We start from the raw sequence: 25,504 nt of genomic DNA, 5'->3' as shown, positions 1-25,504 counted from the left end.
GCTCGAGGGCTCAGTCCCCGATGCGGCGCAGGTCCCGATCCGGCACGCCGTCCTCGTTCATGTCGGCGAGGCGGGCCTGGCGGGCGTCCCAGCGGAGCCAGAGGGCGGCGAGCACCGCCGAGATGCCCGAGCCGAGGAGCACGGCGAGCTTGGCGGCATCCGTGTGCTCGGCATCCGGGAAGGACAGCTCCGTGATGAGCAGCGACACCGTGAAGCCGATGCCGGTGAGGAAGCCGACCGGGAGCAGGTCGCGGATGCCGATCGAGTCGGGCAGGCGCAGCGGGGTGAGGCGCGTGATGAGCGCCGTCATGCCGAGCACGCCGACGAGCTTGCCGAGCACGAGGCCCGCCGCGATCGCGATGAGCACGGGCTGCGCGACGAGCTCGCCGAAGCCGCCGCCGTCGGCGACGGAGACGCCGGCGGAGAAGAACGCGAACACGGGCAGGGCCACCGCGGTCGACCAGGGCCGCACCGCGCCCTCGAGCTGGTGCGTGCGCGGCTCGGACTCGCCGTGCACGGGTCGCGCCGGCACCGTGAAGCCCATGAGCACGCCCGCGATCGTCGCGTGGACACCCGACTCGTGCATGAGCACCCAGGCGACGAGCGCGACCGGGATGAGCAGCCACCAGCGCGAGAAGCGCGAGCGGATCACGAGCCCGAAGACGGCCACGGCGGCGAGGGCGCCGAGCAGGGCGAGGATCTGGATGGATGCCGTGTAGAAGACGGCGATGACGACGATCGCGAGCAGGTCGTCGACGACCGCGAGGGTCAGCAGGAAGGTGCGGAGCGCGACCGGCAGCCCCCGCCCGAAGACCGCGAGCACGCCGAGGGCGAAGGCGATGTCGGTCGCGGTGGGGATCGCCCAGCCGTGGAGTGCGACCGTGTCGCCGGCCGCGAGCACGACGCCGCTGAAGACGAGCGCCGGCACCGCCATCCCGCCGACCGCGGCAAGCACGGGCACCGCCGCCTCGCGCGGGCTGCGGAGGCTGCCGGCGACGAACTCGTGCTTGAGCTCCACCCCGACCACGAAGAAGAACACGGCGAGGAGGCCGTCGGCCGCCCAGGTGGCGAGGCTCAGATCGAGGTGGATCGCGGCCGGCCCGACCACCGTGGAGGAGACGGCGGCGTAGCCGTCGCGGAGCGGCGAGTTCGCCCAGGCCAGCGCGAGGGCGGCGGCCGCGAGGAGCAGGATGCCGCTCGTCGTCTCGAGGCTCAGGACGCGGCGGATGCGGGCGCGGGCGCCCGGGCGACCGGTTCGGGCGGTGTGGGTGTCGGTGCCGGGCACGGAGCTCCTCTCGGACACCCGACCCCTCGCCGGGTGACGCCGACCAGACTTCCCGGCACACCTGCTGTCGATGGTAGCGGCAGCGGAGAGGATGGGCTCATGGAGCAGCATGAGGACGCCGAGCTGGTCGCGGCCGCGGCGGCGATCCTCGGGCGCGAGCTCGAGCCGGTCCGCGTGCTCACCGCGGGGCAGCACGCCCGCACGATGCTGCTGCGCACCGCCCACGGCGGCGAGCCCGGCCCGCGCGAGCTCGTCGCCCGGGGGTTCCCGCCCGGCGATCCCGCCGTCGCGGACGAGGTCGGCATCCTCGCCCGGCTCGGACCGCTCGGCGCGGCGGCGCCCCGGCTGCTCGGGCACGGATCCTGGACCGGCGGCGAGATCATCCTCACGACCGCGATCCCGGGCGGCACCCCGCCGCCCGAGCTGCCGCTCGACGTCGTGGCCCGCGAGCTCGGCACGGTCCTGGCACGCATCCACGAGCTCGACGGCCGGGGTCTGCCCATCGGTCCCGACGCGCCGCCGGAGGGACGGCATCCCGTGATCGCGCGCGCTCGCGCCGAATGGCCGGAGCTCGATCGCGCCGAGCTCGTGCTCGGTCACGGCGACTTCTGGAGCGGCAACGCGGTGTGGGCCGACGGCCGGCTCACGGGCGTCGTCGACTGGTCGGGCGCGCGGCAGACGCCGCGCGGCGTCGATCTCGCCTGGGCGCGGATGGATCTCGCGCTCCTCGGCTCGGCGGATGCGGCCGAGACGCTGCTCGACGCCTACGAGCGGGCGGCCGGGCGCGCCATCCCCGACATGGTGTCGTGGGATGTGCACGCCGCGTCGCGCGCGGTCGAGCGCGTCGGGACCTGGGCGCCGAACTACGCCGGCATCGGCCGCGCCGACCTCGCCTCGGCCGAGCTGCATCGCCGGATGGACATGTGGGTGGAGAGCCTCCCGCCAGCGCGGTGATACCCCCCGGGGGTATGATCGGCACCATGCACGGCTACACCGACGACAAGACCGAGCTCCTCAAGCGCCTCCGCCGCGCCGAGGGCCAGGTGCGCGGCATCGCGCGCATGGTCGAGGAGGACCAGTACTGCATCGACATCCTCACCCAGGTGTCCGCCGCCACGAAGGCGCTCGAGACCGTCGCCCTCACCCTTCTCGACGACCACCTCTCGCACTGCGTCGCCGAGGCGACGAAGGAGGGCGGCGAGGTCGCCGAGGAGAAGATCCGCGAGGCGAGCGCCGCGATCGCGCGGCTCGTCCGCTCGTAGCCGCGTCCGCGCACCGGAGCCAGGGAGAGACATGAACGACATCGAGGTCCTCGTCGAGGGCATGACCTGCCAGCACTGCGTCATGAGCGTCACCGAAGAGCTCGGCGAGCTCGCCGAGGTGGAGGGCGTGGCCGTCGAGCTGCGCCCCGGTGCCGCGAGCCGGGTCGCCATCACCGCATCCGAGCCGATCGACGGGGCGCGCATCCGCGCCGCCGTCGAGGAGGCCGGCTACACCGTGGCCGGCGGCGCCGCGTGAGCGCGCCCGGGCTCGACGTCGAGCTCGACATCGCCGGGATGACCTGCGCGAGCTGCGCGACCCGGATCGAGCGCAAGCTCAACCGGCTCCCCGGCGTCGAGGCGAGCGTCAACTACGCCACCGAGAAGGCGCGCGTGCGGGGGAGCGGCGAGAGCGCCGGGGCGCTGCCGGACGAGGCCGCGCTCATCGCCGCCGTCGCGTCCGCGGGGTACCGGGCCACCATCCCCGCGCCGCCCGAGGAGACGCCGGACGCCGCCGACGCGGGGGATGCGGGGGATGCCGGGTCGGCCGCCGAGGACGAGGAGACGCGCGTGCTCCGCCGGCGGCTCGTGATCAGCGCCGCCCTCGCGCTGCCGGTGCTGCTCCTCTCGATGGTCCCCGCCCTCCAGTTCGAGAACTGGCAGTGGCTCGCGCTGACGCTCGCCGCGCCCGTCGCCGTGTGGGGCGCGTGGCCCTTCCACCGCGCCGCCGCCGTGAACCTCCGGCACGGCGCCGCCACCATGGACACGCTCATCAGCGTCGGCGTGCTCGCCGCCCTCGGCTGGTCGCTGTACGCCCTGTTCCTCGGCGACGCCGGCATGCCCGGCATGCACATGACCTTCACGCTGCTGGGGCGGCCCGAGGCGGGCGCATCCGAGATCTACCTCGAGGTCGCCGCCGTCGTGACCGTCTTCATCCTCGCCGGGCGCTACGCCGAGGCGCGGGCGAAGCGCTCCTCCTCGGCGGCGCTGCGCGCGCTGCTCGAGCTCGGGGCGAAGGACGCGGCGGTGCTCCGCGACGGGGTCGAGCGCCGCATCCCGATCGCGCAGCTGCAGGTCGGCGACCGTGTCGTGGTGCGTCCCGGCGAGCGCATCCCCTCCGACGGGCTCGTCGTCGAGGGCGCCTCCGCGATCGACGCGAGCATGCTCACGGGCGAGTCGGCGCCGGTCGAGGTCGAGGCCGGCTCGCGCGTCGTCGGCGCGACGAACAACATCGGCGGCCGGCTCCTCGTCGAGATCACGCGCATCGGCGCCGACACGGAGCTCGCCCGCATCCGCCGGCTCATGGTGGAGGCGCAGACCGGCAAGGCGCAGGTGCAGCGGCTCGCCGACCGCATCTCGGCCATCTTCGTGCCGGTCGTGATCGGGCTCGCCGTCATCGCCTTCGCGGCCTGGGCGCTCGGCGGCGCCCCGCTCGAGATCGCCTTCACGGCGGCCGTGACGACTCTCATCATCGCCTGCCCGTGCGCGCTCGGCCTCGCGACGCCGACCGCGCTCCTCGTCGGCACCGGCCGCGGATCGCAGCTCGGCATCCTCATCCGCGGGCCTCAGGTGCTCGAGCAGACGAAGCGCATCGACACCATCGTGCTCGACAAGACGGGCACCGTGACGGAGGGCCGGATGTCGGTCTCGGCCGTCGTGCCCGCGCCCGGCATCGAGCGAGACCGGCTGCTCGCGCTCGCGGCGGGCGTCGAGGACGGCTCCGAGCACCCCGTCGCGCGCGCGATCGTGCAGGAGGCCGGGGCCGGCTTCCCGACGGCCGCCGACTTCGCCTCCCACGCCGGGATGGGCGTGCAGGGCGTCGTCGACGAGCGGCTCGTCGTCGCCGGCCGCCCCGCGTGGATCGGCGAGCACTGGTCGATCGAGCTCGGCGGGCTGGCGGCGGAGGCAGCGCGGCTCGAGGATGACGGCGCGACCGTCATCGCGGTCGCCGCCGACGGCGTCCCGCTCGGGCTCGTCGCCGTCGCCGACACCGTGAAGCCGACGAGCGCGGCCGCCATCGCGGAGCTGCGCCGCCTCGGCATCCGCCCCGTCCTCGTGACGGGCGACAACGCGGGCGCGGCCGCCGCGGTCGCGCGCGAGCTCGGCATCGAGGAGGTGCGCGCGGGCGTCACCCCCGCCGGCAAGCTCGACGCGATCCGCGAGCTCCAGGCCGCGGGCCGCGTCGTCGCAATGGCGGGCGACGGCGTCAACGACGCGGCGGCGCTCGCCGCAGCGGACCTCGGCCTCGCGATGGGCGGGGGCACGGATGCGGCGATCGCGGCGAGCGACATCACGATCGTGGGCGACGACCTCCTGCTCGTCGCCGACGCGATCCGCCTCGCCCGCCGGACGCTCCGCGTGATCCAGGGCAACCTGTTCTGGGCCTTCGCCTACAACGTCGCGGCGATCCCCGTGGCGATGCTCGCCCTCCTCAGCCCCGTGCTCGCGGGGGCGGCGATGGCGGCGTCCTCGGTGCTCGTGGTGCTCAACAGCCTGCGGCTGCGGCGGTTCCGGGCGACGGGGGCGCCGGAGGTCGCGCGCGCGGTCCGGCCGACGGGCTCGGACCGGGATGCGGCACCGCTCTACGAGACGGGCCGGGCGCGGCCCCATCCCGCCCGTCCCGCGAGGTAGGCGCGGCTGCGCTCGTCGGGCGCGAGCTCGGCGGCCCGGCGGAAGGCGGCACGAGCCGCCTCCTCGCGACCGGCCCGCGCCAGCAGCTCGGCGCGTGCCGCGTGGAGCGGCTGGAAGTCGGCGGGCGCGGCGGAGGCGAGCTCCCGGAGCGCCTCGAGTCCGGCATCCGGCCCCCGCGTGCGCCCGAGGATCGCGGCGTGCGCGACCCGCGCGCCGAGCGTCGGCGCCACGGCCAGCAGCGCCGACGACAGGGTCTCGAGCGCCGGCCAGTCAGTCGCGGCGGTGCGCGCGCGATCCGCGTGGACGGCCTGCATCGCCGCCTCGAGCTCGAAGCGGCCGGGCGGGTGCGGGCTCGACGCGGCCCCCGCCCGCCGGAGCAGCGCCTCGCCGTCCGCGACGAGCGCGGCATCCCAGCCCGCCGGATCCTGCTCCTCGAGCGGCACGAACGCGTCGGTCCGGGAGCCGGCGCGCGACAGCGACAGCGCGACGAGCGACGCGAGCCCCCAGGCCTCCGGCTCGTCCTCGAGGAGCGCCGCGAGCGCGACCGCCAGGTGCAGGGCCTCGCCCGCCATCGACTCCGCCGCGTCCGGGCCGGCGCCGTCGGCATCCGCCCAGGCGATCGCGAAGCAGCCGTACACCGCCTCGAGCACGCCAGGCAGGCGCTCCGGCATCTCGCGCCGCTCCGGGATCCGGAACGGGATGCCGGCATCCCGGATCCGCCGCTTCGCCCGCACGAGCCGCTGCGCCATCGTCGGCGCCGGCACCGCGAACACCCGCGCCACCTGCGCGGCCTCGAAGCCGAGCACCGTCTGCAGCATGAGCGGGGTGCGTACCCCGGCGTCGATCGCCGGATGCGCGCAGGTGAAGAGGAGTGCGAGCCGGCGATCGGGGATCGCGTCGGGGTCGAGCTCGGCGAGCGGATCCACGGCGGCGCCCTCCTCTCCGTCCTCGAGCGGGGCCGCGGTGCGGACGGCGGCCGACCTCCAGGCGTCCCGCTGACGGTTGCGCGCCACCGCGAGCAGCCATCCCTCGGGATTCTCGGGCACGCCGGCCTGCGGCCAGCGGGCGAGCGCCTCCTCGAAGGCGCCCTGCAGCGCGTCCTCCGCGAGCGCGAGGTCGCGCGTCCCGGCGGCGAGCAGCGCGAGCAGCCGGGCGCGGGAGGCGCGGGCGGCGTGCCCGGCCGCCGCGCGCGCCCCCGCCGCCCGGTCCGAGGTCACGCGTTCGGCACCCACGTCCCGTCGACCGTGTGGGTCGCGCCGGGTCGGATCTCGACGGCGCCCCACGCCACGGGGGGTGCCTGCCTCGCCCAGCCGAGGGCGGCATCCAGGTCGGGTACGTCGATGACGACGATGCCGCCCAGCTGCTCCTTCGTGTCGGCGAAGGGACCGTCCTGGACGCGCAGCTCGCCGGTCGCCGCCGAGACGGTGGTCGTGGCGCTCGAGGGCTGGAGGACCTCGGCGCCGAGCAGGACCCCGGCGCCGCGCAGCGCCTGCGCGTAGGCGGCGAAGGCGCGCTGGCCCTCCTGCAGCATCTCCTCGCCCAGCTCCTCGGGCGCCATCTCCGGATAGTGCAGCAGCAGCGTGTATCGCATGGTTCCGATCCTCCACTCGGGGCCACGCCCCGTCCAGGGCCGTGTCTCGGCCCGTTCAGGAGGGTGACGATCGAGCACGACGCGGATCGACAGCTCCGGGCGGATCTCTCGGTATCCGTCGCGAGGATGACGCGGCGAGCGGGCGCGGTCCCGTAGCGTCGGAGCTCCACGACGGGGAGGTGCGGATGCTGGCACGAGGGATGCGCCTCGCGGTCGCCGCGATCCTCGCGGGCGCGCTCGGGACGGCGCTCGCGGCGCTGCTCTGGCCGGGTCCCGGGTACCTCGAGGGCGGCGGCATGTGCGCCGACACGCTCGGCGCGCTGGCCGGCGCCGACGCCTACCGCTTCGTCGGCGACGGCGATCCCGTCTTCGACCCGGCGAGCTACGCCCGCTGCCTCGAGCTCGTCGCGCCCGCGACCTCCGTGCTCGGCGGGGCCGCGGGCGTCGCGGCGCTCGCGGGCGGCATCCTGCTCGCCGACCGCGCGCTCCGGCGTCGTCAGCCGCGGGGCTCGGCCGGCGCGATCCCATCCGGGGCCGGCGCCTCGGCCGCGGCCGGCGACGAGGGCACGAGCTTGAGCCCGATGACCGCGCCGACGATGCCGGCGAGGAACACGAGCTTCCAGGGCGAGAGCGGCTCCTCGCCCGAGACGATCGCGATCGCGACGGTGAGCGCCGCGCCGACCCCCACCCACACCGCGTAGGCGGTGCCGATCGGGATGCCGCGGGCGGCGCGCCCCAGGCCGAGCATGCTCAGCACGAGCGCGACGAGGAACACGAGCGTCGGGAGAGGCTGGGTGAGGCCCTCGGAGCGGCCGAGCGCGGTCGCCCAGACCGCCTCGAGGACGGCGCTCGCGAGCAGCACGATCCACGGCATCCTCAGCTCACCGCCTTGAGCCCGACGACGGAGCCGACGAGCAGGACGAGGAGCAGGATGCGCGCGACGGAGGCCCGCTCGATGCCGCGGATCATCGCCCACACGACGGTGAGCGTGGCGCCGATGCCGACCCAGACGGCGTAGGCGGTGCCGGTCGGCAGCTCGGTCATGGCGAAGGCGAGGCCGGCCATGCTGAGGAGGAGCGCGACGGCGAACACGATCGTCGGGCCGACGCGGCGGAACCCCTTCGAGGAGGCGAGCGCGGAGGCCCACACCGCCTCGAGGAGGCCGGAGAGGATGAGGACGAGCCAGGACATGACGGGACTTCCCGAGTCAGTCTTGTCCGGTGCGGGTACTGCTCCCTCGTCCGCAGGCCCGGGATGCGGGCCTCTGCGACGAGCGTAGGGCACCTCCCTGATCAGGACCCGTGCAGCGATCGCCCGGAGCCGAGACCGACCGTGCGGTCGAGCGGCTGAGCGGTCGCTGCGCGGCGGCCAGCGCCGCGGCGTGCCGCCTCAGCCGTCCGAGCGCACGGCGTCACGCCCGGTCGTGCAGCGTGATCCGGTAGCCGTCGGGGTCGGCGAAGGTGAAGGTGCGGCCGAAGGGGCCGTCGATCGGCTCGGCGACGATCGGCTGCCCGGCGGCGACCAGCCGATCGTGGATGCCCTGGACGTCGTCGGCGCGGAGCCAGATGGCGACGCCGATGCCGGGGTGGGGTGCGGCCTCGAGCTCGGTGCCGGGCACGATGTCGCGCAGCGCGAAGGCGATGGGCGCCGTCTCGAAGACGACGGCGTGGGGCGGGCCGGCGGGCGAGCGCACGAGTCCGAGGTGCTGCTCGTAGAAGGCCTGCGATGCGGCGAGGTCGCGCACCTGGATGGAGATGAAGTCGGGTCCGATGGCGGTCATGATGGCTCCTCTGTGTGTCAGTTTACTGACATGCTACACCATGTGTCAGGATGCTGACATGACGGACGAGGATCGCATCCACCTCCCGAGCTCGCTCGGCTACCTCCTCAAGGAGGCCGCCTCCGCGCTCCGCATCGCGATGGAGGACGTGCTCCGACCCCTCCACATGACCGTCACCCGCTATTCCTGCCTCGAGCTCCTCGCCCAGCGGCCCGGGCTCTCCGGCTCCGAGCTCGCCCGCGGCGCCTTCATCACGAGGCAGTCGATGGGCGTGCTCCTCCAGTCGCTCGAGGAGGAGGGGCTCGTCGCCCGGGCGGAGACCCCCGCCGTCGGCAAGGCGCTCCCGGCCGAGCTCACCGCCCTCGGCCGGGAGCGGCTCCGCCTCGCGAGCGCCGCGGTGCGCGGGGTCGAGCTCCGCATGCTCGACGGCATGGGGCCCGACGAGCAGCGCGCCGCCTTCGAGCTGCTGCAGCGCATGACCCGCGCGCTCCGCGACCTGCCGGAGCCCTCGGCGCCGCCCGGTCCGGAGGGGTGACCGCGCCGCCTCCGGCCGCCTCCCCGCGCGCGTCTGCGAGGATCGAGCCCGTGCAGTGCGACTACTTCGACCGCGGCGTCTGCCGCTCGTGCACGCACATGGGCGAGCCCTACGCGACCCAGCTCGCCGCGAAGGACGCCCGCACGCGCGCCCTCCTCGCCGGCGCGAGCGGCGCCGGTCGGACCGAGTGGATGCCGCCGATCGCGAGCCCCGAGGAGGGCTACCGGAACAAGGCGAAGATGGTCGTCGGCGGGACCGCCGAGGCGCCGACCTTCGGCATCCTCGACGAGGCCGGCCGCGGCGTCGACCTCCGGCACTGCGGCATCACGGCGCCCGGGATCCGCGCCGCGCTCCCCGTCATCGCCCGCTTCACGACGCTCGTCGGGCTCGAGCCCTACGACGTGCCGGCCCGGCGCGGCGAGCTCAAGCACGTGCTCGTGACGGAGGCGCCCGGGGGCGAGCTCATGATCCGCCTCGTGCTCCGCTCGACGGCCGATCTCGCCCGCATCAGCAAGCACCTCCCCTCGCTGCTCGAGGCGCTGCCGCGCGCCGTCGTCGTCACCGCGAACATCCACCCCGAGCACCGCGCCCTCCTCGAGGGCGAGCGCGAGATCGTGCTCACCGAGGCCGACACGCTGCGGATGCCGCTCGACGAGGTCGCGCTGCACCTGCGCCCGCAGAGCTTCTTCCAGACGAACACCGCCATCGCGACCGCGCTCTACCGGGAGGCCCGCGAGTGGACCCGGGGCCTTCCGGCCGCGAGCGTCTGGGATCTGTACTGCGGCGTCGGCGGCTTCGCCCTCCACCTCGCCCGGCCGGGACGCGAGGTCCTCGGCGTCGAGCTCAGCGCGGAGGCCGTCGAGAGCGCACGACAGAGCGTCGCGGAGGCGGGCATCGAGGGCGTCCGCTTCGAGGCGGGGGATGCGACCGCCTTCGCGCTCGGGGCCGGCGCACCGCCCGAGCTCGTGGTCGTCAACCCGCCGCGCCGGGGCATCGGCCCGGCGCTCGCCGGGTGGATCGAGGCGAGCGGGGTCCGCCACGTCCTCTACTCGAGCTGCGAGCCGGCATCCCTCGCCCGGGATCTCGAGCGGATGCCGTCGATGGCGCTGCGGCGCGCGCGGGTGCTCGACATGTTCCCCCAGACCGCGCATCTGGAGGTGCTCACGCTGCTCGAGCGCGAGGATCCCGCACGGATCTGAGAGCTCCGGCCGTCCCGCCGAGAAGCGACCCCGCGATCAGCGGGTCGGGGTGCGGGCGTCGTAGGCGCGGAACGCCGGCTGCACCCGCATGAGCACCGCGATGATCGCCATGATGAGCAGCCCGCCGAGCACGGGCGGGAACCACAGCACGAGCGCCGTCGCGAGGATGCCGGCGTACAGGTCGCCGAGGCGCGGCCCGCCCGTCACGACGATCGTGAAGACGCCCTGCAGGCGCCCCCGCATGTCGTCGGGCGCGGCCGTGAGGAGCATCGTCGAGCGGAAGATCGCGCTGATCTCGTCGCTCGCGCCCATGCCGACGAGCGCGAGCCCCGCGCAGGCGAGCGCGACCGCGTTCGCCTGATCGAAGCGCTCGCCGACCGGCCCGCCGGCCCCCGTCTGCATGACGAGCACGACGACGCCGAACAGCCCCGCGAAGGCGCCGTAGACGGTGATCGCCCGGCCGATCGCGACGCCGTGCCGGTGCACGTGCGCGACCGGGCCGCTGAACAGGCTCGCGAGGAAGGTGCCGATCGCCATCGACGCCGTGAGGATGCCGACCGTCACCGGCCCGCCGCCGATCACGGTCGCCCCGACCGCCGGGAACAGCACGAAGGGCCGCCCGAAGGTCATCGCGACGATGTCGACGAGGAAGCTCATCCGGATGTTGGGGGCGCTCCGCAGGAACGCCCAGCCGTCGAGGAGCGAGCGCAGCCCCGGCTTCGCGACCTCGCGCAGCGGCGGGAGCTTCGGGAGGCGCACGATGCCGATGAACACCGCGGAGGCCAGCACGGCATCCACCGCGAAGGTCGGCGCGAAGCCGATCGAGGCCACGAGCACGCCGGCGAGCGCCGGGCCGACCGTGAGCTGGAAGCCGAAGCCGATGCCGTTGAGCGCCGCCGCCCGCGAGACGAGCTCGGTCGGCAGGATGCGGGGGATCACGGAGGCGCGGGTCGCGTTCTGCACGGTCGCGGCGACGGAGGCGATCGTCGTGAGGACGTAGAAGGGCCACACCTCGACCCGTCCGCCCTGCGCGACGAGCATCGCGTCCGCCGCGGAGAGGGCGACGAGGCCGAGCGTCGCGAGCCAGCCGAGGACGGCGCTCGCGATGAGCACGCGGCGGCGGTCGAAGGCGTCGGCGAGCATCCCGCCCCAGAGCCCGGCGATCACCATCGGCACGAGGGCGATGCCGCCGACGAGCGCGACCGCGAAGGTCGACCGCGTGATGTCGTAGAGCTGCAGGCCGACCGCGACGACCGTCAGCTGGGCGCCGACGCCGGAGATCGTCGCGCCGATCCAGAGGCGCGCGAAGGCGGGGGATCGCCGGAGCGGCGTCAGGTCGACGAGGCGCCGGCGCGGCGCGGGGTCGGCGGGGGGGGGGGGGGGCTCGGGCGCCGGGGCGCTCAGCTGCGCGCCAGGGCGACGAGGCCGGCGGTGATGCCGACGACTCCGCCGAGGGAGATGAGACCGATGAGGATCCAGAAGTACTCGACCACGTCCGTGCCGTCCTTTCGCGCGCTCCCTCGATGGTAACCGGCTCGCGCGACCGCGCGGACCGCGCTCAGCGCCGTGCGAGGCGGAAGACGGGGATGCGGCGGCCCTGGGTGCGGGTCTCGTACTCGCGGAAGCCGTCCGAGGCGCTCGTGAAGCGATCCCACGCGGCCGCCCAGGCGGGGTCCTCGAGCTGCTCGGCTCTGACCTCGGCGGTCTCGACGCCGTCCGCCCCCGCGAACTCGATCTCGATGTCGGGGTGCGCGCGGAGGTTGTGAGCCCAGGCCGGGTCCTTCGGCGAGCCGGCCGCGGAGGCGGGGATGATCCAGCCGTCGCCGTCAGGCAGCCCCATGACGGGGTTCTCACGCGGTTCGCCCGAGCGCGCGCCCGTCGTGTGGAGGATCACGAGCGCGTCGCCGAAGCGCGCCACCCGTCCTCCGTTGGCGCGGAACTCGGCCGCGATCTGCTCGTTGAATCCGCTCATGCGCGGGCCTCCTCGTGGATGCGGACCCGCAGGGTGCAGGCCCGGGCGTCCTCGCTCAGCATGGGGGCGAGGTTCTGCGGGTCGTGCCCGTACTTGGCGGTGAGCGCCGCGTCGAGCGCCTCGTGCTCGGCCGCGTGGACCGCGTCGTCGGGCACGTGCTCGACGGCGAGCTCGACCAGCTCCACCCACGCTGCGCTCGGCGTGCCCTCCGTGTCCTCGGGCTCGGCGCCGAGGTCGAGCCCCATCCAGCCGTCGGCGGTCGCGCGCCGGTACCACCAGGATCCGGGGCCGAAGGCGCTGCGCAGGTAGCCGACGCGGTCGCCGGCGCCGTCCGCGACCGCCGACCAGATGAAGGTCGGGACGAGCTCGCCGCTGCGACGCCTCGTCGCGATCGTGATGGTGTCGGTCTCGTCGAGGTGCTGGATGATGCGGTCGGCGTCGCTCACCCGGCCATGCTCGCATCCCCGGCCGGTGCCGCGCTGGCGACCGCCCGGTACCCTGGGGGCATGACCGGTTTCCTGCGTTTCGTCCGGGGTGCCGGGCTGCTCGTCCTCGTCGCGATCGCGGCGCTCATCGTCGTCGGCTCGATCGCCGTCGTCGGGCTGAGCCTCATGCCGGAGACCGCGATCGGCATCTTCTCGCACTAGCCGCCCGGGAATACGACACCCGTCGTCCGCGCTGGTCCCGGCATGACCTCTCTCGACTTCGGCCCCCTCGTACTCGGCGGCAACATCTTCGGCTGGACCTCGGACCGCGAGGAGAGCTTCGCCGTCCTCGACGCCTTCGTCGCCGCCGGTGGGCGCGCCATCGACACCGCCGACGTCTACTCGGCCTGGGCGCCCGGCAACTCCGGCGGGGAGTCGGAGACCATCCTCGGCGAGTGGCTCGCCAGCCGCGGCAGCCGCGAGGACGTCGTCATCGCGACGAAGGTCTTCTCGCTCGAGGCGCGCCCCGGCCTCTCGGCCGCGAACATCCGCGCTGCCGTCGACGACTCGCTCCGCCGCCTCCAGACCGACCACCTCGACCTCTACTACGCCCACCGCGACGACGAGTCGGTGGAGCAGGAGGAGACCGTGGGCGCCTTCGCCGAGCTCGTCGCGGCCGGCAAGGTGCACGAGCTGGGCGCCTCCAACTTCACGGCCGGGCGCCTGCGCAGCGCGGTCGAGATCGCGCGCGATGCGGGACTCGTCGGCTACACGGTCGTGCAGGACCACTACAACCTCGTGGAGCGCGGCTACGAGACCGCGCTCCGTCCGACCGTCGAGGAGCTCGAGCTCGTGGAGCTGCCCTACTCCTCCCTCGCCTCGGGCTTCCTGACCGGCAAGTACCGGCCGGGCGCCGAGGTCGAGTCGGCCCGCGCGGGCGGGGCGGCGAAGCTCCTCGAGGAGCCCCGCAACGTCGAGCTGCTCGGCACGCTCGACGAGATCGCGGCCGAGCACGGCGTCAGCGTGACGGCCGTCGCGCTCGCCTGGCTCCGGCAGCAGCCGACGGTCGCCGCGCCCATCGCGAGCGCCCGCGTCGTCGAGCAGCTGCCGGCGCTCCTCGAGTCGGCCGAGCTGCAGCTGAGCGCGGAGGAGCTCGCCCGCCTCGGCGCGTAGCCGCACGCGGACCGCCTGGCCGCGCGCCCCGGCATCCCCGGTCTCGCGCCCGACCGAGCGCCCGCGAAGGTGCCCGAACAGCCTCGAACGTGCCCGTGCTTCGGGCCGCGCTCGGGGCTGTTCGGGCACGTTCGGCGCGGGTCAGGCCGGTTGCGGCTCGGGGGCGGTCTCGGCTCGGTCCGGGTCGGAGGACTCCGCGGGATCGGATGCGGGCGCCGGGGACCGCGGCGTCCGCCCGTGCGGCAGGAGTGCCGCCGCGACGACCGCCGCGAGCGCGACGAGGCCGCCGACGAGCACGGCGGGGCGCGCCGCATCCACGTAGAGCTCCGGTGTGAGCTGCCCGCCCGCGTTCGTGAAGATCGCGGTCAGCACGGCGGTGCCGAGCACGATGCCCATCTCGCGGAGCGTCGCGTTCACGCCGGACGCCTTCGCGTGATCCTCGCCCCGCAGGGTCGCGAGGAGCGCCGTCGCACTCGGTGCGAAGAACAGGCTCATCCCGATGCCCGCGACGACGAAGGGCGCGACGAGCGCCGAGTACTCGACGGTCGGGCTCATGACGAGGGCGAGCCAGACGAGGGCCGAGCCCTGCAGGAGCACGCCGCCGACGAGCAGCGCGCGCGTGCCGACACGCGGCGCGATCATGCCGGCGAGCGGGGCGATGAGCATGGGCATGAGCGTCCACGGCGTCGTCTGCACCGCCGCCTCGAGGGGCGTCGAGCCGTGCACCACCTGCAGGTACTGGATGAGCAGGAAGATCGCCCCGAAGGCGCCGAAGCTGAACGCGAAGCCGATGAGGTTCACGAGCGTGAAGGCGCGGTCGCGGAACAGCGCGAGCGGGATGAGGGCGGCGCCCCCGCGTCGGCGCTGCCAGAGCACGAAGGCGACGAGCAGGATGCCGCCGAGCGCGTACTCGAGGGCGATGGTGGGCGAGTCCCAGCCGTCGTCCGTCCCGCGGACGGTGGTGTGGACGACGGCGAGCACGCCGAGGGCGGCGAGGGCCGCGCCGGGCAGGTCGAGCGGCACGCGCGCGCCTCGCTGCTCGGGCAGCGCCCACAGCACGAGGGGGATGGCGACGATCGCGACGGGGATGTTGAGCCAGAAGATCGCCTGCCAGTCCCAGCCCTCCATCACGATGCCGCCGACGAGCGGGCCGAGGGCGACGCCGAGGCCCGAGATGCCGCCCCAGATCCCGATCGCGAGCGGTCGCCGCTCGGGCGGGGTGGCGCCGGTGAGGAGCGCGAGCGACAGCGGCATGAGCGCGGCCCCGCCGACGCCCTGCAGGGCGCGCGCCGCGATGAGGCCGGAGGGGTCGGTGCTGAGCGCGGCGAGGGCGGAGCCGAGCGCGAAGATCACGATCCCGGCGAGGAAGACCCGCCGGCGGCCGAGCCGGTCGCCGAGAGCGCTCGCGACGAGGATCAGCGAGGCGAACACGAGCGTGTACGCGTTGACGAACCACTGGAGCTCCTCGACGCCGGCGCCGAGCTCGCGGTGCAGCACGGGCAGCGCGTTGGTCATGACGAGGTTGTCGAGGGTGGCCATGAACATCGGCAGGGACGCGGCGATGATCACGAGGGCGAGCGGGCGCGGTCGGCGGGCCGCGGGGGATGCGGGCGGCGCGTCGGGCGCGAGGGTGTCGGTCACGAGTCCTCCGTACTAGGTAATCGAATGATTACAACACCAGCACTGTAGGTAATCGACTGATAACATGTCAAGCATGAGCACCGGAACCGCCGCCACGCCGGCCGAGCAGGGCGGAAGAGCCGCGTCCCGCATGAGCGCCGGCGAGCGCCGACCCCTCATCCTCGAGGCCGCCGTCGCGGTCTTCGGCGCCAACGGCTACAGCGGCACCACGACCGATCTCGTCGCCAGCGCGGCCGGCGTGAGCCAGCCGTACGTCGTCCGCATGTTCGGCGGCAAGCAGCGCCTCTTCCTGGAGGCGCTCGACTGGGCCGTCGATCGCATCTCCGCCGCCTTCGTCGAGGCGGCCGGCCCCGCGCCCGACGGCGGCGTGCACGAGCTCGGCGCGCTCCAGGATCGGCTCAGCGCCGCCTACGTGCAGCTGCTCGAGGTCCGCGGCCTGCACCTCATCGTCAGCCAGGCCTTCCTCCTCGGCGGCGAGCCCGTCATCGGGGATGCGGCCCGGGCCCACTTCGCCCGCATCTGGACCCTGCTCCGCGAGATGGGGATGTCGGCACAGGACGTCCGCGAGTTCTACGCGGGCGGCATGCTCATCAACACGATGGTCGGCCTCCGCCTCGCCGACTCGATGGACTCCGACCCCGAGGTCACCGACATGCTCCGCGCCTGCTTCTCCGGCTCGCTCGAGGAGGTCGCGAAGACCGTGCCGCGACCGGCCGACGCCTGGTAGGCGGCGGGGTCGACAGGTGCGCGCCGGCGCGGATTCAGGAGCCGCGCCGCCTCGGCCCGCGTTGACCCTCCGGGGTCGCCGCCGCTCGCCGGGTCCGCCGGGCTCAACCCGAGCGCGACTCCTGAATCCGCGCCACCTGGGAGGAACGCCCCACACCGGATCGCGGCGGCCCCCGATCGATACGCTCAGGTGATGTCGCGCATCGTGTCCGTCGCGCCCGTCCTGCCGGAGCACGAGAACCCGCAGGCGGCGGTCACGGCCGAGCTGTCCCGCATGATGGCCGACGCCGAGCCCGGCCACCACGCCGCCCTCCTCGAGCGCTTCCACGGCGCGGCGGGCGTCGCCACCCGGCGCAGCATCCTGCCCCTCGAGGCGTACCGCGGCATCCGCGACTTCGACGAGAGCAATGCGATCTGGATGCGGGAGGGCACGGCGCTCGCGGCCCGCGCGGTGCAGGCGGCGCTCGCCGCGGTCGGCCTCGCCGCGGCCGACGTCGACCACCTCTGGTTCACCACCGTGACGGGCGCGGGCGCCCCCACGATCGACGCGCACATCGCGCCGCTCCTCGGGCTGCGGCGCGACGTCACCCGCGTGCCCTCCTTCGGCCTGGGATGCGCTGCCGGGGCGGCGGGGATCGCGCGCGTCCACGACCACCTGCTCGGGCATCCCCGCGACGTCGCCGTCGTGCTCTCGGTCGAGCTCTGCTCGCTGACCCTCCAGCGCGGCGACGTGTCGGTCGCAAACGCGATCGCGAGCGGCCTCTTCGGCGACGGCGCGGCCGCGGTCGTCATGGTGGGCGACGAGCGCGCGGCCGAGCTCGGGCTCCCCGGGGCCGAGGTGCGCGGCGCGCGCAGCGCCCTCTACCCGGACTCCGCGAGCATGCTCGGCTTCGATCTCGGCGGCTCCGGGTTCCGGATCGTCCTCACGGCGGAGATCGGCGACGCCATCCGCGCGAACTTCGCGGGCGACGTGGACGCGGTCCTCGCCGACGCGGGACTCGGCCGCGACGACGTGGACCTGTGGATCGCGCACCCGGGCGGCCCCCGGGTGCTCGACGCCTTCGAGGACTCCCTCGGCCTCGACCACGACGATCTGGAGCCGAGCCGCCGCTCGCTCGAGGCGGTCGGCAACCTCTCCTCGGCATCCGTGCTCCACATCCTCGCCGGGCTCCTCGAGCAGCCCGCCGGCACGCGCGGGATGCTGTTCGCGCTCGGCCCGGGGGTCACCGGCGAGGTCGTGCTCCTGGAGTGGGCGGCATGAGCGTCGCGCTGTTCGCCGTCTTCGTGCTGCTGACGGGCGTGGAGCGGCTCAACGAGCTGCGGGTGTCGCGCCGCAACGCGGCCGAGGCCTTCGCGAGCGGCGGCGTCGAGTCGGGGCGCGGGCACTTCCCGGCGATGGTCGCGCTGCACACGGCGCTCCTGCTCGGCGCGGTCGCGGAGGTCGTGCTGCTCGACCGCCCCTTCCTGCCGTGGCTGGGCTGGCCGATGCTCGCGATCGCGGTGCTCTGCCAGGCCGGCCGGCTGTGGATCATCGCGTCGCTCGGGCGGCAGTGGAACACGCGCGTCATCGTCGTGCCGGGTGCGGAGCGGGTGCGCCGCGGGCCGTACCGCTGGGCCTGGCTGCCGCATCCCAACTACCTCGTGGTGGTGATCGAGGGCGTCGCGCTGCCGCTCGTGCACTCGGCGTGGATCACGGCCCTCGTCTTCACGGTGCTGAACCTGGTGCTGCTGCTCGGCTTCCGGATCCCGGCGGAGGACCGTGCGCTCCGTGCGCTGCGGGATGCGGGCGGGGCCGGCCCCGATGCGGGCGCCGCGGGCTCGACATGACCGGGATCGACGCCGAGGTGCTCGTCGCGGGCGGCGGTCCGGTGGGGCTCGTCGCGGCGATCGAGGCGCGGCTCGCGGGGCTCGAGGCGATCGTGCTCGAGCCGCGCGATGGCCCGATCGACAAGGCCTGCGGCGAGGGGCTCATGCCGGGCGCCGTGCCGCTGCTCGGCCGGCTCGGGGTCGCGCCGCACGGGATCCCGCTGCGCGGCGTGCGCTACACGGACGGGAGCCGGGATGCCGTGCACCGCTTCGCGGAGGGCGGCGCGGTCGGCCTCGGGGTGCGGCGGACGACCCTGCACGACGCGCTCGCCGCGCGGGCCGCGGCGCTCGGGGTCCGCGTCGAGCCCGTGCGGGTCGCGGAGGTCGCGCAGGATGCCGACGGCGTGCGGGCCGCCGGGCTCCGCGGGCGCTGGCTCCTCGGTGCCGACGGCCTCCACTCGACGGTCGCGCGCGCGGCGGGCCTGGCCCGGCCGGCGCCGCGGGGGCGCCGCCGCTACGGGCTGCGCGAGCACCGGCGGGTGGCGCCCTGGTCGGAGCTCATCGAGGTGCACTGGACGCCGGAGGCGGAGCTCTACGTGACGCCCGTCGACGACCGGCTCGTCGGGATCGCGGTGCTCGCGCGGCAGGGCGTCGGGCTCGAGCGGGCGCTCGCCGGGGCGCCGGAGCTCGCGGCGCGCCTCGCGGACGCGCCGGTCGCGGGATCGCGGCTCGGGGCCGGCCCGTTCCGGCAGCGCACCCGCGCGCGCACGGCGGGCCGCATCCTGCTCGTCGGCGACGCGAGCGGCTACACGGACGCCATCACGGGCGAGGGCCTGCGCCTCGGCTTCGCGCAGGCGCGTGCCGCGGTCGGGGCGGTCGCGGCGGGTCGACCCTCGGGGTACGAGGGGGAGTGGATGCGGATCACGCGCTCGTTCCGGGTGCTCACGGGGGCGCTGGCGGGGGCCGCATCCTCGCCGTTCCGCGGGGCGGTCGTGCCGGCGGCGTCGCGGCTTCCGCGGGTGTTCGGCGCGGCCGTGGAGCACCTCGCGCGCTGAGATGCCGCGGGATTCGCGGACGACGGGCGCGCGTCTCAGGCGCCGCGGCTCGCCTCGAGGAGGCGGGTGAGCGCGTCGCGCGTCGCCTCGAGCTCGTCCAGCCCCAGCCCGAGTCGCGCGACCACCTGGCCGGGCACCTCGAGGGCGCGCTCGCGCAGGGCGACGCCGGCATCCGTCAGCCGGATGTCGAGGCTGCGCTCGTCGCCGGCGCGGCGCTCGCGGCTGAGGAGGCCGGCCGCCTCGAGCCGCTTCACGAGCGGGCTGAGGGTCGCGGGCTCGAGCGAGAGCGCCTCGGCCACGTCGCGGAGGGTGCGCGGGCTGCGCTCCCAGAGCGCGAGCATCACGAGGTACTGCGGGTGCGTGAGGCCGAGCGGCTCGAGCACCGGCTTGTACACGCCGACGACGCTGCGCGCGGTCGCGACGAGCGCGAAGCAGACCTGCCGGTCGAGGGCGAGCGGGTCGGCGGCGGTCATGCGATCAGCATAGCGGGCGAACAGTTAGTACACTCATCATCATGACGAAGGATGCGGACCGCGATCGATGGTGGGATCGCCTCAACCGCGCGCTGTTCCCCTACTTCGGTCCTGCCCAGCTCGGCACCGGTCGGCAGCCCGACCAGCCGCTCCCGAGCGCCGAGCGCCGCGCCGAGCGCCCGTGCCCGCTCTGCGGGCGGCCCATGACCGAGCACCGGCTCGAGCGCACGCGCGACCAGCACACCTCGACGCGCCTGCACTGCCCGGTCTGAGCGCGCGGCGCCCTCAGCTCGCGCGGTCGAGCGCCGTCAGGCCGAGCGCAGCGCGCAGCTCCTCCGCCGTGTCGACCGCCGTGATCGCGCCCGCCTGCTCGGGCGGCGAGCCGTATCCCCAGGTCGCGAAGATCGTCGGCACGCCGTTCGCGGCCGCGCCCTCGACATCGTGCGAGCGATCGCCGACGTGCACGACCCGCGCGAGGTCCGCGCCGCCCGCGCCGAGGCGGCGCAGCGCCTCCGCGACGACATCCGCCTTCGCGCTGCGCACCTCGTCCTCGCTCGCGCCCGTGACCGCGGTGAAGCAGGACGTGAGCTCGAGACGGTCGAGGATCAGCCGCGCCGGATGCTCCGGCTTCGAGGTCGCGAGCGAGAGGGGGATGCCGGCCGCCGCGATCTCGCGGACCACCTCCGGCACGCCCGGGAACGGGGTCGCGTCGAGCGCGCCGATCTCGAAGTAGTGCTCGCGATAGAACGCGAGCGCGAGGGCGCTCTCCTCCGCGTCGAAGCCGGCGAGGTCGCGCATGGAGTCGAGGATCGGCGGGCCCACCCAGGTGAGGAGCTCCGCGGGCGCCGGCACCGGCCGCCCGAGCTGCTCGTACATGTGGGCGAGCGAGGCGGTGATGCCGGGCGCGGAGTCGACGATCGTGCCGTCGAGGTCGAGGAGGATCGCGGTCCAGGGGGCCGCAGGGAGGTCGGGTCGGGGGCTGCTCATCTCGCGCTCAGCCTAGGTGCCGCGGGTGGACGGGCTCAGAACAGCCGGTTCTCGGCGTTGTCGAGGCCGCGCATCGCGTCGTAGTCGAGCAGGAGGCAGCGGATGCCGCGGTCCTCGGCGAGCGCGCGCGCCTGCGGCTTGATCTGCTGCGCCGCGAACACGCCCGCGACGGGCGCGAGCCGCGGGTCGCGGTTCATGAGCTCGAGGTATCGGGTCAGCTGCTCGACGCCGTCGATGTCGCCCCGCCGCTTGATCTCGACCGCGACGGAGCCGCCCGCGGCATCCCTGGCGAGGATGTCGACCGGCCCGATCGCGGTCATGTACTCGCGGCGCACGAGCGCGTGCCCCTCGCCGAGGAGCTCGATCTGCTCCGCGAGGAGGCGCTGCAGGTCGGCCTCGACGCCGTCCTTCTGCAGGCCCGGGTCGATGCCGAGCTCGTGGCTCGAGTCGTGGAGGATCTCGTGGATCGAGATGACGAGGAGGTCGGCCGTCTTCGCCTGCGCGACGCGCCAGATCTCGGTGACCCCGAGCTCCGCGCGCTCCTCGTCGACCTCGACCTGCGTGAGGGTGCAGGGCGGGCTCATCCAGTTGAGCGGCTTGTAGCTCAGCGAGTCCGAGTGGACGAGGACCGACCCGTCGCCCTTCACGAGCAGGAGCCGCGTGGCGAGCGGGAGGTGGGCGCTGAGCCGGCCCGCGTAGTCGACGGAGCAGCGGGCGATGACGAGGCGCACCCGACGATCCTACGGGTGGCCGGATGCAGCGCCGAGCCGCCAGAGACATGTCTGCGGCGCCGCGGACAGCCGTATGCGACCGTCCGTGGCGTCGCAGACATGTCTATTGCGAGAGGGCGGGCTACTTCGCGGGGGGACGGCGGCTCGCGCCGAGGCCCGCGCCCTGCTCGCGCGCGGCGGGCGTCGCGACGAGCGCGAGCGTGATGAGCGCGAGCACCACGATGAGCGCGTTGAGGATGCCGACGTGGTCGCCGAGGAAGCCGAGCACCGGCGGGCCGACGAGGAACGCCGTGTACGCGACCGTCGCGACCGCGCTCACCCGGGCGGCGGCCTTGCGGGGATCGTCGGCCGCGGCCGACATCCCGACCGGGAAGCCGAGCGAGGCGCCGATGCCCCACAGCACGATGCCGATCACGGTGACGGGCAGCGAGTCCACCCAGATCACGAGCGCGAGGCCGACGATCGCGGTGAGGCCCGCGCCGCGGAGCACGGGGATGCGGCCGAAGCGATCGAGGAGCGGCACCCCCGCGATCCGTCCGAGCGTCATCGCGGCGGTGAACACGCCGAACAGCAGCGCGCCCGTGCCGTGCGAGACGCCGCGCTCGTCGACCATCGCGAGGGCCAGCCAGTCGTTCGCGCTGCCCTCCGTGAAGGCCATGCCGAGCATGATGAGGCCGATGAGCAGCGTGCGCGGCTCGACCCAGATGGCGAGGCGGTCGCGGAGCGTGAGGGCGGGGGCGTCCGCGTCCTCCACGGCATCCTCGTGGCGGGGGATGCCGCGGAGCGCGAGCGGGCCGGCGATCAGCACGAGCACGGCGGCGCCGAGCAGGTGCCAGAACACGCCGATGCCGACCGGCCCGGCGGCGAGCGCGCCGATGCCGGCGCCGGAGACGGTGCCCAGGCTCCAGGCGGCGTGGAACCACGGCATGATGTTGCGGTCGAGGACCCGCTCGACGGCGGCGCCCTCGACGTTCATCGCGACATCCCAGAGGCCGGTCATGAAGCCGAAGATCGCAAAGCCGGCCCAGGCGACCGGGTAGCTCTCGAGGAGCTCGGCGCCGACGCCGAGCACGACCAGGCCGACCGCGAGGCCGGGCACGGTGAGGACGAGCGTCCGCCGCGAGCCGAGGCGGTGCACGATCTGGCTGGAGAGCGCGAGACCGAGGATGGACCCGACCGAGACGCCGAGGAGGAGCAGGCCGACCTGGCCGGCGTCGATGCCGAGGTGGTCGCGGATGCCGGGGACGCGCGAGACCCAGCTCGCCATCGCGATGCCGTTGAGGGCGAAGACGGCGAAGACGGCGTTGCGCCAGGTCGCGGTGCGGGTCGTGGTGGTGCTGGTCATGCTCGCTCTGCTCGCTCGGGGTGGGACTCGCGGGTCGGGGGATCGAACTCTCGAATCGATTCGATCGAATCGTTTCGACTACGATAGCGAGCCATGAGCGCCGGAGCAACGACCCGACCCACCCTCGCCGCCGTCGCGGCGCGCGCGGGCGTGTCCGCCTCCACCGCATCCCTCGTGTTCAGCGGCGCCGGCCCCGTGGCCGAGGCCACCCGCGAGCGGGTGCTCGCCGCCGCCGCCGAGCTCGACTACGCCGGCCCCGACCCGCGCGCGCAGTCGCTGCGGCGCGGGCGCTCCGGCATCATCGGCGTCGTCCTCGAGGACTCCATGAGCGACTCGCTCCGCGACCCCATGAACCTCGCGCTCCTCGACGGCATCGCCGCCGGCCTCGACGACGCCGGCAGCTCCCTCCTCCTCCTCGCGAACGCGGGCGAGGATGCCGGCGCCGTCTCGACCGCGCCCATCGACGCCGCCGTGCTGCTCGGCTGCAGCGCCTCCGTCGCCGTGCCCGTCGAGCTGCTCGGCCGCCGCCGCATCCCCGTCGTGGGCGTCGAGACCGAGCGCTTCCCCGGGGTCGCCGTCGTCGACATCGAGAACCGCGCCGGCTCGCGCGCCGCCGCCGCGCACCTCCGCAGCCTCGGGCACGAGCGTGTCGCGATGGTGACGATGGCGCTCGAGGCACCCCGCGCGCGCGGCGCGCTCACGCCCGAGCGCGAGGCCGCCGCGACCGGCCGCACGACGATCGAGCGCATCCGGGGAGTCCGCGAGGTGTACCCCGACGCCGACGGCCTCGCGACCTTCGGCAGCACGATCGACGAAGGCCGTCGAGCCGCACGCGAGCTGCTCGCGGCGCCCGCGGGCGCACGGCCGACCGCGATCCTCGCGCAGAGCGACCTCCTCGCCGTCGGCGTGCTGCTCGAGGCGGAGGAGCTCGGGATCGCCGTCCCGGCCGAGCTCAGCATCATCGGCTTCGACGGCGTCCGCGTCGACGACTGGACGACGCACCGGCTCACGACCGTCGTGCAGGACGGCCGCGAGAAGGGCCGCGCTGTCGGCCGGGCGCTCGCGGCGGCCGCGCGCGGGGAGACGGCGGAGCCGGTCGTGCTGCCGTGCGAGCTGCGGATCGGCACGACGACCGGGCCGGCGCCGCACGACTGAGGCGCGGGCGAGGCACCCCACCGGCACCGCCGCGAGCACTGCCTCGACAGATCCTCATCCGGTACGACCACCCCGGCCTGCCGGAGATGCTCGGGAGGATCGCGGCGCGCGATGACCAGTCCACGCCAAGGACCGCGGTCCGCTCGCTGCGCCGGGGACTTGAGTCGATGCGCGACGAGCAAATACAGGAGGCCAACGTGGGCTCTCCGAGCCATATCAGCTTTCGAGAAGTGCCAGAACTCATACGTGACGCCCGCACCCAAGTCAGGGTGCAGGCGCTACGCGGGGCTGTATCAGCCGACTTGATCGTGAGCCGAAGCAGTGGGCCTCGGCTCAGGCCCGGCCGGTTCAGATGCATCGTCAACGGCAGTGGTTTCGAGGACCCTGGCGTTCCAGGTGACGAACCAAGCACGGTGCCAGAACCCGATATCGCTGACCAGCGGATGCTCTGCCCACCGCACCGAGCCCGCTAGGCCGGCGCCCACGACCGCGAAGGGCGCCACGAGAAGCCAACCGAAACCGCCAGGGGATACGGTCTGCAGCCCGACGATCGCGAAAGGCAACAGGGCGATGCTCGCAGCGACTGGGATCCATCGGTGTCGGCGAAGGCCAACCGAGCCGAGGAGAGCGCCAAATGCGAGGCCGAGGAGCGATGCTGCGAGGTAGTCCATTGTGAGTCCTGCCCTACCGTCCGCTTACTTGCAGTGGGCGTCATGGTATCGGAATATGAACGGTCCGGGTGCGACGACCAAGAAGAGGCACGTCTTCTTCGGCCGATCGCTCTCAGCGAGGTTCGCTTGGGCCACCATGTAGGCCGCATACGCTGTGCAGGCGACGACGAAATTCGGGAAGCGCTTCGCCAGGGCACCACACATACCTAGTGCGATGCCGTAGTCGCGCACTTTCTTCGTCTCATAACGGTTCAATTTCGCGCCGTAGCCTGCGTACATCCAGATCCACACCGGGTCGGCGACCACTGGGTATTCTGCGGTCGCGTCACGTCCGATTACCTGGACGATCTCGTTGCCCCGAATCTCATAGTTCGTGGCAACTGCATTTCCTCCTGCATCACGTGCCCATGCCTCGCCGAGCGGGACGAACTGGCCGTCCTGACCTAGAAAGCCGAATTGCTCGCCGGTGTCATCGCTGACCGGGACGTAGCCTTCGATGGAGTAACCGAATTCGTGCACGGAGTCCGATGAACCGATGATGGTTTGGACTCTCGTCGAGCCGTCATCGAGGAGCTGTACCGCCAAGGCGTCACCGGTTCTGTCCCTTGCGGGATAGACGACGGTGCCGTCCGAGGCAGGCCTACCCGCGCCAAGCGGGAACTCATCGGGGAGCGCGAGGTTCACGGTGTGTTCGTCAGCGTCCACCAAGAGCGGCACCGTCGCGTACTCAGGAATTTCAGCAATCACCCCGGCCGCGGTCGCGGTAACGCCCGCTGCGGTGTCGACTCCCGCGACGACATCACCCTGATCAGGCGCAACGTCCTCGATCAGCTCGGCCGTCGCCTCGACGTGATCGGTCGCGACAGCTGGAGAGACCCCTGTCGTCAAGAGCGCCAAGGTGGTGATCGCGACGGGGGCGAGAAGGAGTCGTCGGCGATGGACCGACGTGAGCTCGCGCATAGAAGGCCCTCCGGTTCGGGTCGAGCGCCCGATGTGGGCGCTCTGGTGGCATGACGTTACGAGCCCGACGGCCTACCGTGAAGTCCTCATTATGGAGGACATGA

At 74.1% G+C, this 25,504-nt stretch carries 29 protein-coding genes and 1 riboswitch; of the genes, 14 read left to right on the top strand and 15 right to left on the bottom strand.

Annotated features, from left to right (window positions below):
- Positions 1–10 precede the first annotated feature (10 nt).
- Positions 11–1,285 (bottom strand): Na+/H+ antiporter NhaA, encoded by a 1,275-nt coding sequence (gene nhaA / locus OF852_RS09830; protein ID WP_271118985.1) that lies wholly within the window; start codon positions 1,283–1,285, stop codon positions 11–13.
- A 99-nt stretch (positions 1,286–1,384) separates the two neighbouring features.
- Here nhaA and OF852_RS09825 point away from each other — a divergent pair, with 99 nt between their 5' ends.
- Genes OF852_RS09825 through OF852_RS09810 form a run of 4 tightly spaced genes read left to right on the top strand, consistent with a single transcriptional unit; the run spans position 1,385 to position 5,175 of the window.
- Positions 1,385–2,239, top strand: a complete 855-nt coding sequence (locus OF852_RS09825) for a phosphotransferase family protein (RefSeq protein WP_271118984.1) — start codon at positions 1,385–1,387, stop codon at positions 2,237–2,239.
- 26 nt (positions 2,240–2,265) lie between these two features.
- Positions 2,266–2,547 (top strand): metal-sensitive transcriptional regulator, encoded by a 282-nt coding sequence (locus tag OF852_RS09820; RefSeq protein WP_271118983.1) that lies wholly within the window; start codon positions 2,266–2,268, stop codon positions 2,545–2,547.
- 31 nt (positions 2,548–2,578) lie between these two features.
- Positions 2,579–2,803, top strand: a complete 225-nt coding sequence (locus OF852_RS09815; RefSeq protein ID WP_271118982.1) for a heavy-metal-associated domain-containing protein — start codon at positions 2,579–2,581, stop codon at positions 2,801–2,803.
- A gap of 38 nt (positions 2,804–2,841) precedes the next feature.
- Positions 2,842–5,175, top strand: coding sequence for a heavy metal translocating P-type ATPase (locus OF852_RS09810; RefSeq protein WP_271121157.1), 2,334 nt, complete (start codon positions 2,842–2,844; stop codon positions 5,173–5,175).
- Here OF852_RS09810 and OF852_RS09805 read toward each other — a convergent pair.
- The 5 genes from OF852_RS09805 to OF852_RS09785 form a co-directional block, all read right to left on the bottom strand.
- The gene (locus OF852_RS09805) at positions 5,127–6,392 is read right to left on the bottom strand and encodes an RNA polymerase sigma factor (protein ID WP_271118981.1); all 1,266 of its coding nucleotides are present in this window, start codon (positions 6,390–6,392) and stop codon (positions 5,127–5,129) included. The two genes, OF852_RS09810 and OF852_RS09805, sit on opposite strands and share 49 nt — an antisense overlap.
- Positions 6,389–6,766, bottom strand: a complete 378-nt coding sequence (locus OF852_RS09800) for a YciI family protein (protein WP_271118980.1) — start codon at positions 6,764–6,766, stop codon at positions 6,389–6,391. Before OF852_RS09800 ends, OF852_RS09805 begins: the two co-directional genes overlap by 4 nt.
- Positions 6,767–7,262: 496 nt before the next feature.
- Entirely contained in the window at positions 7,263–7,640 is a 378-nt protein-coding gene (locus tag OF852_RS09795) for a DMT family transporter (protein WP_271118979.1), read from the bottom strand.
- Positions 7,641–7,642: 2 nt separating this feature from the next.
- Positions 7,643–7,957 carry a DMT family transporter gene (locus OF852_RS09790; RefSeq protein ID WP_271118978.1) on the bottom strand — a complete coding sequence of 105 codons (315 nt, stop codon included), beginning with the start codon at positions 7,955–7,957 and terminating at the stop codon, positions 7,643–7,645.
- 10 nt (positions 7,958–7,967) lie between these two features.
- Positions 7,968–8,033, bottom strand: a riboswitch (guanidine-III (ykkC-III) riboswitch).
- A 144-nt stretch (positions 8,034–8,177) separates the two neighbouring features.
- Complete coding sequence (locus OF852_RS09785) at positions 8,178–8,546, bottom strand: VOC family protein (protein ID WP_271118977.1); 369 nt, start codon at positions 8,544–8,546, stop codon at positions 8,178–8,180.
- A 58-nt stretch (positions 8,547–8,604) separates the two neighbouring features.
- Here OF852_RS09785 and OF852_RS09780 point away from each other — a divergent pair, with 58 nt between their 5' ends.
- Together OF852_RS09780 and rlmC are read left to right on the top strand one after the other, a co-directional pair.
- Positions 8,605–9,081 carry a MarR family winged helix-turn-helix transcriptional regulator gene (locus tag OF852_RS09780; protein ID WP_271118976.1) on the top strand — a complete coding sequence of 159 codons (477 nt, stop codon included), beginning with the start codon at positions 8,605–8,607 and terminating at the stop codon, positions 9,079–9,081.
- A 50-nt stretch (positions 9,082–9,131) separates the two neighbouring features.
- A complete protein-coding gene (gene rlmC, locus OF852_RS09775) occupies positions 9,132–10,280 on the top strand; it encodes a 23S rRNA (uracil(747)-C(5))-methyltransferase RlmC (RefSeq protein WP_271118975.1) in 1,149 nt (382 codons plus the stop codon).
- Positions 10,281–10,316: 36 nt separating this feature from the next.
- On the opposite strand, the gene OF852_RS09770 is transcribed toward rlmC, so the two are convergent.
- From OF852_RS09770 to OF852_RS09760, 3 genes are all read right to left on the bottom strand, one after another.
- Positions 10,317–11,615, bottom strand: coding sequence for an MFS transporter (locus OF852_RS09770; protein ID WP_271121156.1), 1,299 nt, complete (start codon positions 11,613–11,615; stop codon positions 10,317–10,319).
- Positions 11,616–11,838: 223 nt separating this feature from the next.
- Positions 11,839–12,252 (bottom strand): nitroreductase/quinone reductase family protein, encoded by a 414-nt coding sequence (locus OF852_RS09765; protein ID WP_271118974.1) that lies wholly within the window; start codon positions 12,250–12,252, stop codon positions 11,839–11,841.
- Complete coding sequence (locus OF852_RS09760) at positions 12,249–12,698, bottom strand: DUF2255 family protein (protein WP_271118973.1); 450 nt, start codon at positions 12,696–12,698, stop codon at positions 12,249–12,251. The genes OF852_RS09765 and OF852_RS09760 overlap by 4 nt, the downstream gene beginning before the upstream one ends.
- Positions 12,699–12,758: 60 nt before the next feature.
- Here OF852_RS09760 and OF852_RS09755 point away from each other — a divergent pair, with 60 nt between their 5' ends.
- The gene (locus OF852_RS09755) at positions 12,759–12,899 is read left to right on the top strand and encodes a hypothetical protein (RefSeq protein ID WP_271118972.1); all 141 of its coding nucleotides are present in this window, start codon (positions 12,759–12,761) and stop codon (positions 12,897–12,899) included.
- A gap of 42 nt (positions 12,900–12,941) precedes the next feature.
- Positions 12,942–13,850, top strand: coding sequence for an aldo/keto reductase (locus tag OF852_RS09750; protein ID WP_271118971.1), 909 nt, complete (start codon positions 12,942–12,944; stop codon positions 13,848–13,850).
- 141 nt (positions 13,851–13,991) lie between these two features.
- Here OF852_RS09750 and OF852_RS09745 read toward each other — a convergent pair whose 3' ends face one another.
- Positions 13,992–15,491, bottom strand: coding sequence for an MFS transporter (locus OF852_RS09745; RefSeq protein ID WP_271118970.1), 1,500 nt, complete (start codon positions 15,489–15,491; stop codon positions 13,992–13,994).
- Between the two features lie 73 nt (positions 15,492–15,564).
- Here OF852_RS09745 and OF852_RS09740 point away from each other — a divergent pair, with 73 nt between their 5' ends.
- From OF852_RS09740 to OF852_RS09725, 4 genes are all read left to right on the top strand, one after another.
- Complete coding sequence (locus OF852_RS09740) at positions 15,565–16,218, top strand: TetR/AcrR family transcriptional regulator (protein WP_271118969.1); 654 nt, start codon at positions 15,565–15,567, stop codon at positions 16,216–16,218.
- Positions 16,219–16,410: 192 nt separating this feature from the next.
- The gene (locus OF852_RS09735; RefSeq protein WP_271118968.1) at positions 16,411–17,478 is read left to right on the top strand and encodes a type III polyketide synthase; all 1,068 of its coding nucleotides are present in this window, start codon (positions 16,411–16,413) and stop codon (positions 17,476–17,478) included.
- On the top strand, positions 17,475–18,044 hold the full coding sequence (locus tag OF852_RS09730) for an isoprenylcysteine carboxyl methyltransferase family protein (RefSeq protein ID WP_271118967.1): 570 nt from the start codon (positions 17,475–17,477) through the stop codon (positions 18,042–18,044). Before OF852_RS09735 ends, OF852_RS09730 begins: the two co-directional genes overlap by 4 nt.
- Positions 18,041–19,078, top strand: coding sequence for an NAD(P)/FAD-dependent oxidoreductase (locus OF852_RS09725; RefSeq protein ID WP_271118966.1), 1,038 nt, complete (start codon positions 18,041–18,043; stop codon positions 19,076–19,078). Before OF852_RS09730 ends, OF852_RS09725 begins: the two co-directional genes overlap by 4 nt.
- A 35-nt stretch (positions 19,079–19,113) precedes the next feature.
- On the opposite strand, the gene OF852_RS09720 is transcribed toward OF852_RS09725, so the two are convergent.
- Positions 19,114–19,551: a MarR family winged helix-turn-helix transcriptional regulator gene (locus OF852_RS09720; RefSeq protein ID WP_271118965.1), complete on the bottom strand. Its 438-nt coding sequence runs from the start codon at positions 19,549–19,551 to the stop codon at positions 19,114–19,116.
- A gap of 41 nt (positions 19,552–19,592) precedes the next feature.
- On the opposite strand from OF852_RS09720, the gene OF852_RS09715 reads away from it, so the two are divergent.
- Positions 19,593–19,823, top strand: a complete 231-nt coding sequence (locus OF852_RS09715) for a hypothetical protein (protein WP_271118964.1) — start codon at positions 19,593–19,595, stop codon at positions 19,821–19,823.
- Positions 19,824–19,836: 13 nt separating this feature from the next.
- Here OF852_RS09715 and OF852_RS09710 read toward each other — a convergent pair whose 3' ends face one another.
- The 3 genes from OF852_RS09710 to OF852_RS09700 all read right to left on the bottom strand — a co-directional run bounded on the left by OF852_RS09710 (position 19,837) and on the right by OF852_RS09700 (position 22,614).
- Positions 19,837–20,538, bottom strand: a complete 702-nt coding sequence (locus OF852_RS09710) for an HAD hydrolase-like protein (protein WP_271118963.1) — start codon at positions 20,536–20,538, stop codon at positions 19,837–19,839.
- A 35-nt stretch (positions 20,539–20,573) separates the two neighbouring features.
- A complete protein-coding gene (nucS, locus tag OF852_RS09705) occupies positions 20,574–21,269 on the bottom strand; it encodes an endonuclease NucS (RefSeq protein WP_271118962.1) in 696 nt (231 codons plus the stop codon).
- Positions 21,270–21,390: 121 nt separating this feature from the next.
- Positions 21,391–22,614 (bottom strand): MFS transporter, encoded by a 1,224-nt coding sequence (locus OF852_RS09700; protein WP_271118961.1) that lies wholly within the window; start codon positions 22,612–22,614, stop codon positions 21,391–21,393.
- A gap of 93 nt (positions 22,615–22,707) precedes the next feature.
- Here OF852_RS09700 and OF852_RS09695 point away from each other — a divergent pair, with 93 nt between their 5' ends.
- Positions 22,708–23,769, top strand: a complete 1,062-nt coding sequence (locus tag OF852_RS09695; RefSeq protein ID WP_271118960.1) for a LacI family DNA-binding transcriptional regulator — start codon at positions 22,708–22,710, stop codon at positions 23,767–23,769.
- A gap of 695 nt (positions 23,770–24,464) precedes the next feature.
- Here the strand turns inward: OF852_RS09695 and OF852_RS09690 are convergent.
- Positions 24,465–25,400: a hypothetical protein gene (locus tag OF852_RS09690; RefSeq protein WP_271118959.1), complete on the bottom strand. Its 936-nt coding sequence runs from the start codon at positions 25,398–25,400 to the stop codon at positions 24,465–24,467.
- Between the last annotated feature and the right edge of the window lie 104 nt (positions 25,401–25,504).

The organism is Homoserinibacter sp. YIM 151385, from assembly GCF_027912415.1.
GTDB lineage: Bacteria > Actinomycetota > Actinomycetes > Actinomycetales > Microbacteriaceae > Schumannella.
Note: the sequence above shows the minus strand (reverse complement) of the source record. Positions and strands in the feature narration are given on the sequence as shown.